The 15,613-nt window shown below is 74.9% G+C and carries 6 protein-coding genes (1 of these 6 running past the window's edge); 4 read left to right on the top strand and 2 right to left on the bottom strand.

The window, feature by feature from the left end:
* Positions 1–11,141: the 3' portion of a type I polyketide synthase gene (locus tag RM555_RS01830; protein WP_311410113.1), read on the top strand. 18,688 nt of this gene lie to the left of the window's left edge; the window shows 11,141 of its 29,829 coding nt (coding positions 18,689–29,829); the start codon falls outside the window, past its left edge; it ends in the stop codon at positions 11,139–11,141.
* 151 nt (positions 11,142–11,292) lie between these two features.
* Here the strand turns inward: RM555_RS01830 and RM555_RS01835 are convergent, their stop codons facing one another.
* Complete coding sequence (locus RM555_RS01835) at positions 11,293–11,694, bottom strand: hypothetical protein (protein WP_311410114.1); 402 nt, start codon at positions 11,692–11,694, stop codon at positions 11,293–11,295.
* Positions 11,687–12,445, bottom strand: coding sequence for a hypothetical protein (locus tag RM555_RS01840; RefSeq protein ID WP_311410115.1), 759 nt, complete (start codon positions 12,443–12,445; stop codon positions 11,687–11,689). Before RM555_RS01840 ends, RM555_RS01835 begins: the two co-directional genes overlap by 8 nt.
* A 115-nt stretch (positions 12,446–12,560) precedes the next feature.
* Between RM555_RS01840 and RM555_RS01845 the strand changes: the two genes are divergently transcribed.
* From RM555_RS01845 to RM555_RS01855, 3 genes are all read left to right on the top strand, one after another.
* Complete coding sequence (locus tag RM555_RS01845; RefSeq protein ID WP_311410116.1) at positions 12,561–13,064, top strand: hypothetical protein; 504 nt, start codon at positions 12,561–12,563, stop codon at positions 13,062–13,064.
* Positions 13,065–13,135: 71 nt separating this feature from the next.
* A complete protein-coding gene (locus tag RM555_RS01850; protein WP_311410117.1) occupies positions 13,136–14,506 on the top strand; it encodes a PrsW family intramembrane metalloprotease in 1,371 nt (456 codons plus the stop codon).
* Positions 14,507–14,563: 57 nt separating this feature from the next.
* Positions 14,564–15,307, top strand: a complete 744-nt coding sequence (locus tag RM555_RS01855) for a hypothetical protein (protein ID WP_311410118.1) — start codon at positions 14,564–14,566, stop codon at positions 15,305–15,307.
* Positions 15,308–15,613 lie beyond the last annotated feature (306 nt).

Here is a 15,613-nt window from a genome sequence, read left to right on the forward strand (position 1 = left end):
GGCTGGCCGCGTACGACGAGGTGGGCGCGCCGGTCGTGTCGGTGGACTCCCTCGTCCTGCGGGAGCTGACCGGCGTGGCCGCGCCGGGCGTGGCCTCGCGGTCGCTGTTCGAGCTGCGGTGGCCGGCCGTGGAGGCCGCGCCCGCCGGGGAGCTTTCCGGATGGGCGCTGGTGACCGGCGGCCGGGAGCTGGTGGCACCCGTCGGAGTGCCCACGTACCCCGACGTGGCGACGGTCGCGGGGGAGGAGTCCGTCCCCCGGACGCTGCTGCTGCCGGTGTTCCCCGCGCCCGGGTCGGCGGCGACGCCGGAGTCGGTCCGGGCGGTGACCTCGGACGTGCTGGCGACGGTGCGGTCCTGGCTCGCGGCGGACGCCCTGGCGGACTCGCGGCTCGTGGTGGCGACCCGGGGCGCGGTGTCCGTCGGCGACGACGACCGGGTGACCGACCTGGCCGGTGCGGCGGTGTGGGGTCTGCTGCGGTCGGCGCAGTCGGAGCACCCGGGCCGCATCGTCCTCGCGGACGTCGACGACGACCCGGATGCCGCGCTGGTGGCCCTGCTGGACGGCGTCCTGCGGGAACCGGCCGCGACCGGCGGCCAGCTCGCCGTCCGCGAGGGCGCGGTCTACTCGCCGCGCCTGGTCCGGGCCGCCATCACGGCCGCGCAGACCCCCAGCCTGGGCGACGGGTCGGTGCTGGTCACCGGCGGCACGGGTGCGCTCGGGGCCCTGGTGGCGGAGCACCTGGTGTCGGTGCACGGCGTGCGGTCGCTGGTGCTGGTGTCGCGGCGCGGCCCGGAGGCCGCCGGTGCGGGCGAGTTGTCGGAGCGGTTGTCGGCGCTGGGTGCGTCGGTGCGGGTCGTCGCGTGTGACGTGACGGACCGGGACCAGGTGTTCGGTCTGGTGGCGGAGATCGGTGCCGAGGGTCGGCTGGCGGGTGTGGTGCATACGGCCGGTGTCCTGGACGACGGTGTCGTGGAGGGGCTGACGGCGGAGCGGCTGGCCGGGGTGCTGGCGCCGAAGGTGTCGGCGGGTTGGTTCCTGCACGAGGCGACGGCGGGTCTGGATCTGGATCTGTTCGTGGTGTTCTCGTCGGTGGCGGGTGTGTTGGGTTCGCCGGGTCAGTCGGCGTACGCGGCGGGTAACGCGTTCCTGGACGGGTTGGCGGTGTACCGGCGGCAGCTCGGGTTGCCGGCGGTCAGTCTCGCGTGGGGCATGTGGGACACCCCCGGTATGGCCGCGTCGATCGAGGAGGCGGACCGGGCGCGGTCGGCGCGGGCTGGCCTGACGCCGATGAGCGCCGAGACCGGGTTGGAGCTGTTCGACGCCGCCCTGGGCGCCGACCGGGCGGCCCTCGTACCGGCCGTGATCGACGTGCCCGCGCTGCGGGCGGCGACCTCCGGCGGCCCCGTGCCGGCCGTGCTGCGCACCCTGATCGGCGTGACCAGCACCCGCCGCCAGGCGGGGCAGGGCGGTGGCGGCTGGGCCGACCGGCTCGCCGGGCTGACCGAGGACGAGGGCCGCGCCCAGGTCGACGTGCTGGTGCGGGGCCTGGTCGCGCAGGTGTTGGGGCACGGCGGTGCGGAGGCGGTGCCGGCGGACCGGGCGTTCCGGGAGCTGGGCTTCGACTCGCTGACGGCGGTGGACCTGCGTAACCGGTTGAACGCGGCCACCGGGCTGCGGCTGGCCTCGACGCTGGTCTTCGACTACCCGACCCCGGCGGTGCTCGCCGACCACCTGTGGTCGGAGTTGGCCGGGGTGCGCCAGAGGACCGCCGGCCCGGTCGCCGGCACGGTCGTCGGCACCGACGAACCGATCGCGATCGTGGGCATGGCCTGCCGCTACCCGGGCGGGGTGGAATCCCCCGACGAACTGTGGGAGCTGCTGGCCGGCGGCGGCGACGGGATCTCCGAGTTCCCGGCGGACCGGGGCTGGGACCTGGAGTCGCTCTTCGACCCGGACCCCAACCGCAGCGGTACGTCGTACACGCGCCACGGTGGCTTCCTCTACGGGGCGGCCGAGTTCGACCCGGGCTTCTTCGGGATCTCGCCGCGCGAGGCCCTGGCGATGGATCCGCAGCAGCGGCTGCTGCTGGAGGCCTCGTGGGAGTCGTTCGAGTCGGCCGGGCTGGACCCGCAGCGGCTGCGGGGCAGCCGGACCGGTGTCTTCGCCGGCGTGATGTACCACGACTACGCCTCCCGGCTCATGGACCTGCCGACCGAGGTGGAGGGCTACGTCGGGACCGGCACCTCCGGCAGCGTGCTGTCCGGTCGGGTCGCCTACACCTTCGGGCTGGAGGGCCCGGCGGTCACCGTCGACACGGCGTGCTCGTCGTCGCTGGTGGCGCTGCACCTCGCCGCGCAGGCGTTGCGCAGCGGCGAGTGTGATCTGGCGTTGGCCGGTGGCGTGACGGTGATGGCGACGCCGGGGACGTTCATCGAGTTCTCGCGGCAGCGGGGCCTGTCGCAGGACGGGCGCTGCAAGTCGTTCGCGGCGTCGGCCGACGGCACGGGCTGGTCCGAGGGCGTCGGCGTGCTGCTCGTGCAGCGCCTCTCCGACGCCCAGCGCGAGGGCCGCAAGATCTACGCCGTCGTGCGCGGCACCGCCGTCAACCAGGACGGCGCGTCGAACGGGCTGACGGCCCCGAACGGTCCGTCGCAGCAGCGGGTGATCCGCCAGGCGCTGGCGAACGCGCGGTTGACCCCGGCCGACGTGGACGCCGTGGAGGCGCACGGTACGGGCACGACCCTCGGCGATCCGATCGAGGCGCAGGCGTTGTTGGCGACGTACGGGCAGGAGCGTCCGGGGGACCGGCCGCTGTTGTTGGGGTCGGTGAAGTCGAACATCGGGCACACGCAGGCCGCCGCCGGTGTCGCTGGTGTGATCAAGATGGTCATGGCGATGCGCCACGGGCTCGTCCCGCCGACCCTGCACGTGGACGAGCCGTCACCGCACATCGACTGGACGGCCGGGGCGGTGGCCCTCGCGACGGAGGCGACGCCGTGGCCGCAGGTGGGTCGGCCGCGTCGGGCGGCGGTGTCGTCCTTCGGCATCTCCGGCACCAACGCGCACGTGATCATCGAGCAGCCGCCCGCCGAGACGATCGAGGGCGAGATCGTGGCCCGCGACGTGCCGCCGGTCGTACCGGTGCTGCTCTCCGCGCGCTCCGACGCGGCCCTGGCCGGCCAGGCGGGCCGGTGGGCGCGCTGGCTGACCGCCGAGGAGACCCCGCGTCCGCTGGACGTGGCCTGGTCCTCCGTCACCACCCGGCCCGCGCTGGAGCAGCGCGCCGTCGCCGTGGTGGCCGACCGGGACGACCTGCTCGCCGCGCTGCGGGCCCTCGATGCGGGCAAGCCCTCCGGGGCCGTCGTGACCGGCTCCACCGCCGTACGCGGCCAGCTCGCCCTGCTTTTCTCGGGTCAGGGTGCGCAGCGCGCCGGGATGGGTCGGGAGTTGTCGGCGGAGTTCCCGGTGTTCGCCGCCGCGCTGGACGAGGTGTGCGGACACCTCGACCCGCTGCTGCCGCGCCCGCTGCGGGAGGTGCTGTTCGCGTCGTCGGGTTCGGCCGAGGCGGAGCTGCTGGATCAGACCGTCTTCACGCAGGCCGGGTTGTTCGCGGTCGAGGTGGCGCTGTTCCGCCTCGTGGAGTCGTTCGGGGTCGTGCCGGACATGCTCGCCGGGCACTCGATCGGCGAGGTGACCGCCGCGCATGTCGCGGGCGTGTTGTCCCTGGCCGACGCGTGTCAGCTTGTGGCCGCGCGGGGTCGGTTGATGCAGGCGCTGCCCACGGGTGGCGGGATGCTGGCCGTGGCGGCCGACGAGGCCGCGGTGGTCGAGTCGATCGCCGGGCTCGCCGACCAGGCGGGCATCGCGGCAGTCAATGGACCCACGGCCGTGGTGGTCTCGGGTGCCATTGACGCCCTCGACGAGGTGGAGCGGCACTGGCGCGACCGGGGCGTGCGTACGCGCCGGCTGACGGTGAGCCACGCGTTCCACAGCCCGCTGATGGAGCCGATGCTGGCCGAGTTCCGGGCGGTCCTGGAGGGGTTGACGTTTGCCGCGCCGCTGCTGCCGGTCGTGTCGAACGTGACCGGTGCGCTGGCCGGCGACGAGATCCGCACTCCGGAGTACTGGGTGCGGCACGTGCGCGAGGCGGTGCGCTTCGCCGACGGGATCACCGCCCTGCGTGAGGCGGGTGTGGACACGTTCCTGGAGGTCGGGCCGCAGAGCGTGCTGACCGCGATGGCCGCCGACGTGCTGCCCGCCGACGACGCCGTGCTGGCCGTGGCCGTGCAGCGCCGGGACCGGGCGGAGGCGCAGGCGCTGCTGCACGCCCTGGCGGAGCTGCACGTGCACGGCGTGCCGGTGACCTGGGCGCAGTGGTTCGCCGACGCCGGCGCGCGCCGCGTCGACCTGCCCACGTACGCCTTCCAGCACCAGCGCTACTGGCCGGAGGGCACACCGACGAAACAGGCCGCCCCGGAGGGCGGCGACGCCGAGTTCTGGGCCGCCGTCGAGCGTGGCGACCTGGCCGCCCTCGCCGCCGAACTCGGCGACGACACCGAGGACCTGGACGCGCTCGGCCCGGCCCTGCCGCTGCTGGCGCGCTGGCGTCAGCACCGGTCGCGGGACACCGCCCTCGACGGGTGGTCGTACCGGATCGGGTGGGAGCCGGTGCGGCCGGCCCCGGCGACCCGGTTGTCCGGGCGGTGGCTGGTCGTCACCGTCGACAGCGGCGCCGACGCGGGCGTGGCGAAGACCCTCACCCAGGCGGGCGCCCGGGTGGACACGCTCACCGTGTCGTCCACCCTCGCCCGCGCCGAACTGGGCGAGCGGCTGAGCCGGATCAGCGGGGACGGCTGGGCCGGGGTGCTCTGCGTGCTGCCCCGCCAGGACCGGCCCCTGGCCCACACCCCGGCGCTACCCGCCGGCGCGGCCGCCCTGCTCACCCTCACCCGGGCGCTCACCGACACCGGCCTGCCGGGACAAGTGTGGGCGTTGAGCCGTACCGCGATGCCGGTCACGGCCGGGGAGCGGGCCGGCGACGTCTGGGCGGCCCTGGCCTGGGGCCTGGGCCGGGTCGTCGCCCTCGAACAGCCCGACCGCTGGGGCGGCCTGATCGACCTGCCCGACCGCGCCGACCGCGGCGCCCGCGCCGGGCTCGTCGCGGTCCTCGCCGACGGCACCCTGGACCAGGTGGCCGTCCGCCGCAACGGCCTCTTCGGCCGGCGGCTGGTGCCGGCCGCGCCGCCCGCCGGGTCGGGTTGGCGGCCTGCCGGGACGGTGCTGGTGACCGGCGGTACGGGTGCCCTCGGTCGGCACGTGGCCCGCTGGTTGCTGGCCAACGGGGCGGCCGAGGTGGTGCTGGCCTCGCGGCGGGGCCCGGCGGCGCCGGGCGCGGCCGAGCTGGTCGACGAGCTGGGTGCGGTGCGGGTCGTGGCGTGCGACGTCACCGACCGGGCCGCGGTCGACGCCCTCGTGGCGGACCTGCCCGGGCTGACCGCCGTCGTGCACACCGCCGGGGCGTCCGGCGGCACCACCCCGGCGTACGAGGTGACCGACGGCGAGCTGTCGGAGACCCTGGCCGGCAAGGTGCTCGGCGCCATGCACCTCGACGCCGCCTGCCGGGGCCGGGACCTCGACGCGTTCGTGGTCTTCTCCTCCGTCGCCGGCGTCTGGGGCGGCGGCGGCCAGGCCGGCTACGCGGCCGGAAACGCCCTGCTCGACGCGCTCGTCGCCGCCCGCCGGGCGGCCGGCCTGCCCGCCACCGCCCTGGCCTACGGCCCGTGGGCGGAGGACGGCATGGCCTCCGGCGAGACGGCCGACGGCCTGCGCCGCCGCGGGTTCAGCCCGCTCGCGCCCGACGCCGCCGTCGCGGCGCTCGGCCGCTGGGTGAACGCCCCCGAGGCGGCCCCGGTGATCGTGGACGTCGACTGGTCCCGGTTCGTCACGGCGTTCACCGCCGCGCGGCCGAGCCACCTCTTCGACCGGGTCGCCCCCGCCGTCGCCGAGGAGCCGGAGCGGCCGGAGAGCGCCGCCGCCACCGACGGGCTGCGGGCCAGGCTCGCCACACTGCCGGCGACCGGCCAGGAGGCGCTGCTGGTCGACCTCGTCCGGGCGGAGGCGGCGGCCGTCCTCGGCCATCCCACCACCGACCAGGTGCCGGCCGGCCGGGCGTTCCGGGAGCTGGGCTTCGACTCCCTCGCCGCCGTGCAGCTGCGCGACCGGCTGGGCCGGGTCACCGGCCTGACCCTGCCGTCGACAGTGGTCTTCGACCACCCGTCGGCGGCGGAACTGGCCCGCTTCCTGCGTACCGAAATCGTCATCGGCGCGGACGGCGGACCGGTCACCGGCGGCGTGGCCTCGGCCCGGCCGCCGGCGGACGAGCCGATCGCGATCGTCTCCATGGCCTGCCGCTTCCCCGGCGGGGTGTCCTCGCCGCAGGAGCTGTGGCGGCTGCTGGCCGACGGCGTGGACGCGGTGACGCCGATGCCCACCGACCGGGGCTGGGACCTCGACGCCCTGTTCGACAGCGACCCGGAGCGGGTCGGCACCAGCTACACGCGCAGCGGCGGCTTCCTGCGGGACGTGGCCGGCTTCGACGCCGCGTTCTTCGGGATCAACCCGCGCGAGGCCCTCGCCATGGACCCGCAGCAGCGGCTGCTGCTGCACACCACCTGGGAGGTCTTCGAACGCGCCGGCATCGACCCGCACCGGGTCCGTGGCTCCGCCACCGGCGTCTTCATGGGCACCAACGGGCAGGACTACGCCACGCTGCTGCTGGGCGCCCGCTCCCAGGTGGAGGGCTACCAGGCGACCGGCAACGGCGCGTCGGTGGTCTCCGGCCGCCTGGCGTACTCGTTCGGGCTGCACGGCCCGGCGGTCACCGTCGACACGGCCTGCTCGTCGTCGCTGGTGGCGCTGCACCTGGCCGCGCAGGCCCTGCGCAGCGGCGAGTGCGACCTCGCCCTGGCCGGCGGCGTGACGGTGATGTCGACCCCGGGCGCGTTCCTGGAGTTCTCCCGGCAGCGCGGCCTCGCCGCCGACGGGCGGGTCAAGGCGTTCGCCGAGGCCGCCGACGGCACCGGCTGGGGCGAGGGCGTCGGCGTCCTGCTGCTCCAGCGGCTCTCCGACGCCCAGCGCGACGGCAACCGGATCCTCGCCGTCGTACGGGGCAGCGCCGTCAACCAGGACGGCGCGAGCAACGGCCTCACCGCGCCGAACGGGCCCGCGCAGCAGCGGGTCATCCGGCACGCGCTGGACAACGCCGGCCTGACCACGGGCGACGTGGACGTCGTCGAGGCGCACGGCACCGGCACCACGCTCGGCGACCCGATCGAGGCACAGGCGCTGCTGGCGACGTACGGCAGGGACCGCTCCGCCGAGCGGCCGCTGTGGCTCGGGTCGGTGAAGTCGAACATCGGCCACACCCAGGCCGCGGCGGGCGCCGCCAGCCTGATCAAGATGGTGCTGGCCCTGCAACACGAGGTGCTGCCGGCGACCCTGCACGTCGACGCGCCGACCCCGCACGTCGACTGGTCCTCCGGCACGCTGGCGCTGCTCACCGAGGCACGACCGTGGACCACCACCGACGGGCCGCGCCGGGCCGGCGTCTCCTCGTTCGGGATCAGCGGCACCAACGCGCACGTGATCATCGAAGAGGCCCCGCAGCGGCCGGAACCGGTCGCCGCCGACGGGGAAGGGCCCGAGGCGACCGACGGGCACGGCGACGCGCGACACGACCACCGCGCCGTGGCCCTGCCGTGGCCGGTCTCCGCCGCCGACCTGCCCGCGCTGCGCGAGCAGGCCGGCCGGCTGGCCGACCGGGTCGCGACGGACGAGGACCGCGCCGACCTGGTCGCCTGGGCGCTCGCCGACGGCCGGGCCCACCTCGGCCGGCGGGCCACCGTGGTCGCCGCCGACCGGGAGACCCGGCTGGCCGCGCTGCGGGCACTGGCCGGTGGCGAGGACCACCCCGCGCTGGTCACCGCCCGACGGCACGGAGGCGGCCTCGCGGTCCAGTTCTCCGGCCAGGGCGCCCAGCGCCCCGGCGCCGGCCGGCAGCTGTACGACACGTTCCCCGTCTTCGCGGCGGCCCTCGACGAGGTCTGCGCGGCGCTGGACCACCAGCTGCCGCAGCCGCTGAAGCCGGTGCTGTTCGCGGCCGAGGGCAGCGCCGAGGCCGCGCTGCTCGACGAGACGGTGTTCACCCAGGCGGGGCTCTTCGCGCTGGAGGTGGCCCTGTTCCGGCTGGTCGAGTCGTTCGGCGTGGTGCCCGGGCACGTCGCCGGGCACTCCATCGGCGAGATCACCGCCGCGCACGTCGCCGGGGTGCTGTCCCTCGCGGACGCCGCCACGCTGGTGGCCGCCCGGGGCCGGCTCATGCAGGCCCTGCCCGCCGGGGGCGGGATGCTCGCCGTCGCCGCCGACGAGGCGGCCGTGGTCGAGTCCCTCGCGGGGCTGACCGACCGGGTCGGCGTCGCCGCCGTCAACGGCCCCACCGCCGTGGTGCTCGCCGGGGCCCTCGACGCCCTCGACGGGCTGGAGCGGACCTGGCGGGAGCGCGGCGTACGCACCCGGCGGCTGCGGGTCAGCCACGCGTTCCACAGCCCGCTGATGGAGCCGATGCTGGCCGAGTTCCGCGCCGTCCTCGACGGGCTGACGTTCGCCGCGCCGCTGCTGCCGATCGTGTCGAACCTGACCGGGCGGCTCGCCGAGCCCGACGAGATCCGTACGCCCGACTACTGGGTGCGCCACGTCCGGGAGGCCGTCCGGTACGCCGACGGGATCGCCGCGTTGCGCGACGCGGGCGTCGACACCTTCCTGGAGCTCGGCCCGCAGGCGGTGCTGACCGCGATGACCGCCGGCCTGCTGCCCGGCGACGACGACGGTACGGCCGTGGCGGCGCTGCGCGCCGGCGTCGACGAGCCGGCCGCCCTGCTCGCCGCGCTGGCCGTCGTGGACGGCACCGGGCGGGACGTCGACTGGGCGGCGGTGCTCGCCGTGCTGGCCGGCCCCCGTCCGGATCCCCGCCGGCTGCCCGAGCTGCCCACGTACGCGTTCCGGCCGCAGCGCTACTGGCCGACCCTCGACGCGGCACCGACGCCGGCCGCCGACCCGGTCGACGACGCGTTCTGGCGGGCCGTCACCGACGGCGACCTGGGCCGCCTCGGCCTCGACCCGGACCAGCCGATGCGCGAGCTGCTGCCGGAACTGGAGTCGTGGCGGCGCCGCCAGCACCTCGACGGCACCCTGGCCGGCTGGCGGTACCGGGTCACCTGGGAGCGCCGGGCGCTGACCGGCGCCGACCCCGGCACGTGGCTGGTGGTGGCCCCGCCGCACCAGGTCACCGACCGGGTGCTCGCCGCACTCACGGCCGGCGCCGCCACGGTGCACCTGCTGACCGTCGACCCGGCCACGGCCACCCGCGACGGCCTGGCCGCCGACCTCGACCGGCTCGCCGCCGCGCACCAGCCGACGGCGCTGCTCTCCCTGCTGGCGCTGGACGAGGCGCCGCACCCGGAGCAGACCGCGCTGCCGACCGGCCTGGCGGCGAACCTGCTGCTCGTGCAGGCGCACACCCGCCGTTCCGGCCCGCCCGTGCCGCTGTGGCTGGCCACCACCGGCGCCGTCGCCGTCGACGACGAACCGGTCGCGCACCCGACGCAGGCCACCACGTGGGGCCTCGGCCTCGTCGCCGCGCTGGAGCACCCCCGGCACGTCGGCGGAGTCGTCGACCTGCCGGCGGGCCCGGCCGAGGCGGCGTACGCGGCCCTGGCCGCAGCCCTGGTCAACGTCGACGGGGAGGACCAGCTCGCCGTCCGGGAGGCCGGCGTGCACGCCCGACGCCTGGTCCGCGACACCGGGCGACCGGCGGCGGGCGGCGGGTACCGGCCGAACGGCACCGTCCTGCTCACCGGCGGGACCGGCGCCCTCGCCCGGCACACCACGGACTGGCTGGGCCGCCAGGGCGCGGAGGTGCTCCCGCTGGCGGAGCCGGCGACGGGCAAGCTCGGTGACCTGATGGAGCAGCTCGCCACCGAGAGCCGGCCGGTGACGGCGCTCGTGCACGTGCCGGCGGAGACCGGGTCGGTGCCGCTGGCCGAGCTGACCCTCGCCGGCCTGGCCGCCGACCTGGCCGCGACCGTCGGCGACGTCCCGAGGTACGCCGACGAGCTGGCGCACCGGCCGCTCGACGCGTTCGTGCTGTGCACCTCCACCACGGGGGTGTGGGGCGCGGGCGGCCGGGCCGGCCAGTCCGCCGGCGACGCGCTGCTGCACGCGCTCGCGGCGAACCGGCGGCACGGCGGACTGGCGGCGACCGCCGTGGCGTGGGGCCCGTGGAGCGACGACCCCGAGTCGCCCGAGCTGGCGCAGCTGCGCCGGCGGGGCCTGCCGGGCCTGCCCCCGGAGCTGGCCGTCGAGGCGTTCGGGCAGGCGCTGCGCGCGGAGGCGGAACTCGTGGTCGCCGACGTGCGCTGGGACCGGTTCGTGCCGACGTTCGCGTCGATGCGGCCGTGCCCGCTGCTGACCGGGGTCCCCGAGGCGGGCGCGGCGATGCCCGCCGACGACGACCGCCAGCCGGCGGACGACGAGGCGGCGACCGCGCTGCGGGAGCGGCTGCGCCCGCTCAGCCCCGGCGAACGGGAGGGCGTCCTCGTCGAACTCGTCGGCAACCTGGCGGCGGCCGTGCTCGGTCACCCCGGGGGCGGAGGGCTGGAGCCCGACCGGGCGTTCCGCGAGGTCGGCTTCGACTCGATGACGGCCGTGGAGCTGCGCAACCGGCTCCGCGCCGCCACCGGCGTCCAGCTGCCCGCCGGCGTGGTGTTCGACTACCCGACGCCGGCGGCGCTCGCCCGGCACCTGCGCGACCAACTGGTCGAGGACGGCGCCGCCGCGGCGGCCCCGCTGCTCGCCGAGCTGGAGCGGCTCGACGGCGTCTTCGCGTCCGACGCGCCGGACCGGCTGACCCGGCAGAAGCTGCTGGTGCAGTTGCAGGCGTTCGTCGCCCGGTGGGGCGACGAGCGTGGTCCCGTCGAGGAGAAGCCGGCCACGCACACCCTCGACGACGCCACCGACGCCGAGATCTTCGATTTCATCCACCGCGAGCTGGGTGGCCCCGGAGGCAGCCTGCCGGGGCTGTAGGAACGGGACGGCGCGACCGTCGTCGGCGGTCGCGCCGCCCGTGGTCGGGCGGGGGTTCCGCACCCGCCCGGCCACGGTCCGCGGGGACGGCGTGCCGGAGCGTTCAGCAGGCCGCCAGCGCTGCCGCTGCGGACCTCGACCAGGGCGTTACTCAGAACACGAGTTCCTCGGCCACCAGTGAGCTCTCGCGGAGCAGTTCCTCGTCCCGGTGCGGCACGGCGTAGCCGCGTTCGCGGATCAGCGCCAGGAACTCGTCGGGGAGAGCCACCCGGTGCCGGTGGACGTGGTACGCGAGATCGTCGCGCCACAGCCAGTCACCGTCGGTGCGGATCGTCGACCCGTTCATGACCTGTCGCGCCGAGTCGAACGGGTCGTCGGCCAGGTCCATCATGTCGATGAGGACGTAGCCGCCCTTGAGGTAGCGGACGACCTCGTCGACATCCGGCAGCTCCTCGGCGGAGACGTTGTCGAAGATGCTCTCCTGGACCAGGCCCAGGCCGACGGGTCCCAGCTCGCGGAACATCCCGGCGAACCGCAACGCCGGCTTACCCATCGGTCCCCCCGCCGGGATAGAAGGTCACCCACTGGCCGCCGTTCCTGATCCGAGGAACCTGCCCCGCTGGACCATACCGGTTCACACCGACCGCGTCGGTGGGCGCCATGACGGTCACCCCCAGCGCGTCCGCGACCTGCTGGGCCGGCGGCGCGACCCCCGCGTCGGGCGCCACGGTGCCCGAGTGGCAGGACACCAGGCGCACCGGGCCGCCGCCGTAGTGCGGATTGCCGCGGATCGCCTCGGCGATCTGCGCCGGGTGGGTGTAGTTCGACGGGTGGGCGGCACCGTCCGCCCCGACGACGCCCGGCCGGAAGAGCCCGTTGCGCTCACCGTGCACCACGACGTCGTGGTAGCCGGGCTCGGGTGCGACGGCGTCGAAGTTCCGCAGGGTCGACTCGTCGTAGCCGATCGCCGTGGCGCCGGGGCGGTGGTAGACCGGGTCGCCGCCGGCGAGGTGCGAGTCCGGCGGCCGGGTCGGCGACTGCGGGTGCGCGCGGGCATCGGCCCAGTCCGACCTGCGGCCCATCGGATCCGTCGTCGCCGGTATTCCCATGAGGGCGTTGAGCACCTGTGGGAAGAACACGGCGAACGCCGTGTAAGCGGCGAGGGCGGCGCCACCGAGCACCGCAGCCGCGGCGATGCCGACGACGGGGACCGCTCCGTAGCAGCCGGCGAGGCTGTCGGCCATCCCGCCACAGTCGATGGGTACGCCCTCGGCCAGCACCTCGACCGACTCCGCCGCAGACATGGCCTCCCCATCCGAGCGTCGGAATTGAGCCACGTGAAGGCGTAAGCGCGTGCACGTGGGGGACCGTCGCTTCGGGTTAGGCTAGGTTAACCCACCACCGTGGACGGAGGAAGCCGTGTCAGACGGGGCCGCGCCCACGGGAGACGGGGCCGCGCCCACGGACGACGACCTTCCGGTGCGCGTGATGACGGTCCTCGGCCTGATCGCGGTGATCGTCATCCTCGCCTCGGCCGGCGTCCTGGCCGTGTCCTGGCCGGGCACCCCACAGCGTTCTCCCGCCTTGGCGATCCGGCTGCACGCGTACGACCTGGCCACCGCGCGCATCGTCGATCGACCGCAGAAGAGGTTCCGACAGGGGCAGATTCCGGCAGCCACCATCGACGAGGGTGTGGCCGGGGCAGCAGCCACGCGACCCGCGCGGGCGAGCTGGTACGACGCCTTCGGCCACCGGACCAACAGCGTGGACCTGCCGGATCTCGACGACCTGCGGGCCACGCCGGTGCCGTTGAGCGCCACCTCCGCCGTGCCCGCGGGGACCTACCAGTTCGTGCTGGCCACCGTCCGGGGGAACCGGGCGGAGGAGGTGCTCGTCTGGGTGCACGTGGAGATCGAGCGATGACGGAGACGACCACGCAGCCGAGCGGCACCCCGCCGGCCGGGTCGGTGGACCGACCGGTGGTACCGGACCCTGTGGTGGCGGACCCGACGGCGCCGGCTGCGTACCGGCTCGACCGGCTCGGCGCCGCGCTCACCACCGGTGAGGCGTTGCTGGTGATGATCGCCGTGGCGTCGCTGGTCGCCGTCATCCGGGACGACGGCACCGGGGTACGCGTCCTTGGCATGGTCAGCCTCGGGGCCGCCGGCGTCTCGCTCTTCATCGCCTGCATCGCCGCCGTCGTCGTCGCCATGACCTCTGCCACGGGTGGCTCGCCACGTGGCCGCTTCAAGACCTGGGCCGTCGGTGGTGCACTGGCGTTCGCCGCGCCGGCCCTCCTGATCGTGCTTCTCACCCTCCTCCAGGTGGGAATCGCCTGGCGGGGGGCGCTGCTGAGCATCCCGACGACCCTCTTCGCGCTGTGGACGTTCCGCCGGATGCAGCGCAACCGCAAGCCACCGTGGCGACTGGTCGGGGCCGCCTTCGCCTGGGGCCTGTTCGTCGCCGCCTACTTCGCCCAGATGGTCGAGGGCATCCTGCACGTCGTCATCACGGCAGAGCTCATGCCGGGCACCGCGTCGATCGTCAGTCACGCGGCCGCCGCCGCGGTCCCCGAGGAACTGGGCAAGGGCGCCGGGGTCCTCGTGATCGTCCTGCTCGCCTGGCGGCGCGTCGACGGCATGCTCGGTGGCATCGTCATCGGCGCCTGCGTCGGAATCGGCTTCCAGTTCGCCGAGTCGATGTCCTACATGACCGGGGACTTCGGCACCGTGCTCTACCAGCACTGGTACCGGCAGGTCACCGGGCTCCTGGTCAGCCATGCCACCTACACGGGGATCATCGGCGCCGGCATCGGACTCGCCATGCAGTTCCGCGACTGGCGACGGCGGGCGGTCTGCGTTGGCAGCGGCTTCGCCGTCGCCATCGCGGCCCACCTGATCTGGGACATCTTTGCAATGGGCCGCCTGTACTGGGAGTCCGACAATTCCCTGCTCCAGTTGTTCGTTGTGCAGCCGCTGAACCTCATCGTCCTCAAGGGGCCGGCGTTCGCCATCCTGCTGTTTCTCATCATCATCGCCCTGCGTCAGGAAACCAGGTCACTGCATCGGCAGCTCCGCGGTGAGGCGTGCGACCCGCGCGGCGCGATCACCCCGGCCGAGGTGCCCGTACTGGTGAATCCGTCGCTGCGCCTCCGGATGCGGCTACAGGCGCTCCTGCGTGGTGACCGCCCGGCCTACAGGCGGATGAAGCGTCTGCACTCCGCGCAACTGGACCTGGCATTCGCCAGATGGCGTCGCCACCGGGGCGACCCACAGTCGCCAGGTGCCGAAGACACGCTGCGGCGGCGGATCCGCGATCTCAGGACGCAATCCTCTCCGGTCCCGCCGGCCGCCGGCCAGCGGTAACTTCGGCACGGGCAGGGAATCTGGCCGTCCCTAGTGGAGCTGTGCCACACTGCCCGGGTGACGCTGCCTCCGACGTCCGATGTGCCTGACGACCAGGGTGTTACCCCACCGGGACCCGGCAACGCGGCACCACCGCCACCGCCACCGCTGCCACCGGCGCCGCCGACGAAGAACAACGGACCTCTCATCATCGGTGTCATCGCCGGGGTGCTGGCACTGTGCCTGCTCGGTACCTGCGTGGTCGCGGCCGGTGCGCTGGTCGTCGCCAACAGGGGCGACGACAGCCGGCCGGTGGCCGTCGCGGACGGAACCTCTCCCGTGCTGTCGCCGACGGCACCCCCACCACCGTCCACGCGGGAGACGTACTCTCCGCCTGTGGCGCCGCCCACGACCGAGGCGGCCCCACCACCGCCGCCCGCGAAGATCGGGCAGTGCATCGTCGTCAGCGAGTACGGCGACTTCCTGGGTGTCGGCAACTGCAACGGCACGCGGGGCACCTATCGGGTGGTGTCGGTGGACTACGACCAGGGCGCGTGCGCTGATCCCAAGTCCGCGTACATCGGGGAAGGCGGCTATCGCCTGTGTCTCGAGCGCCATCTGGTGCGCAACTACTGTTACAAATTCCCAAAGGGCAATGGCTGGATCGTCGGCGCGTCGAAGTGCAAGGCGAAGGGCACGGTGCACATCGTCGACATCGTCCCAGGGGCGGCCAACGACAGAAACTGCACGCGGGACTACCGGTGGAACCGCTGGTACCGATTCACGCATCCGACTGTCGTCTATTGCGTGATGCAGTACTAGCGGGTTTCGGTGACGATCCCACGGAGTCGTTGGTTCTGGTGATGACGACAGTTTCGTTGGCTTCGCAGCACACCTGACGGCCCATTCCGCGACACGCCGCGGGCGACGGTCGACGGCGGTTCACGCGAAGCGGCCGCCCGCCGCTGGATTACCCGGCCTTCCGGTGGGCGTCCTGGCCGCCCTGCCCGGGACGCTTGCGGCCCTGCTCGCAGGCGAGGCGTGTCCCGGCGGTCAACTCCCGGGGTCGCCTGCCAGCCCGTGCCCCGGTGACGACGCCACACCGGCGCCGAACCAGCGGTACGAGGT

It is taken from the genome of Micromonospora reichwaldensis, from assembly GCF_031845925.1.
In the GTDB taxonomy this organism is placed as follows: domain Bacteria; phylum Actinomycetota; class Actinomycetes; order Mycobacteriales; family Micromonosporaceae; genus Micromonospora; species Micromonospora reichwaldensis.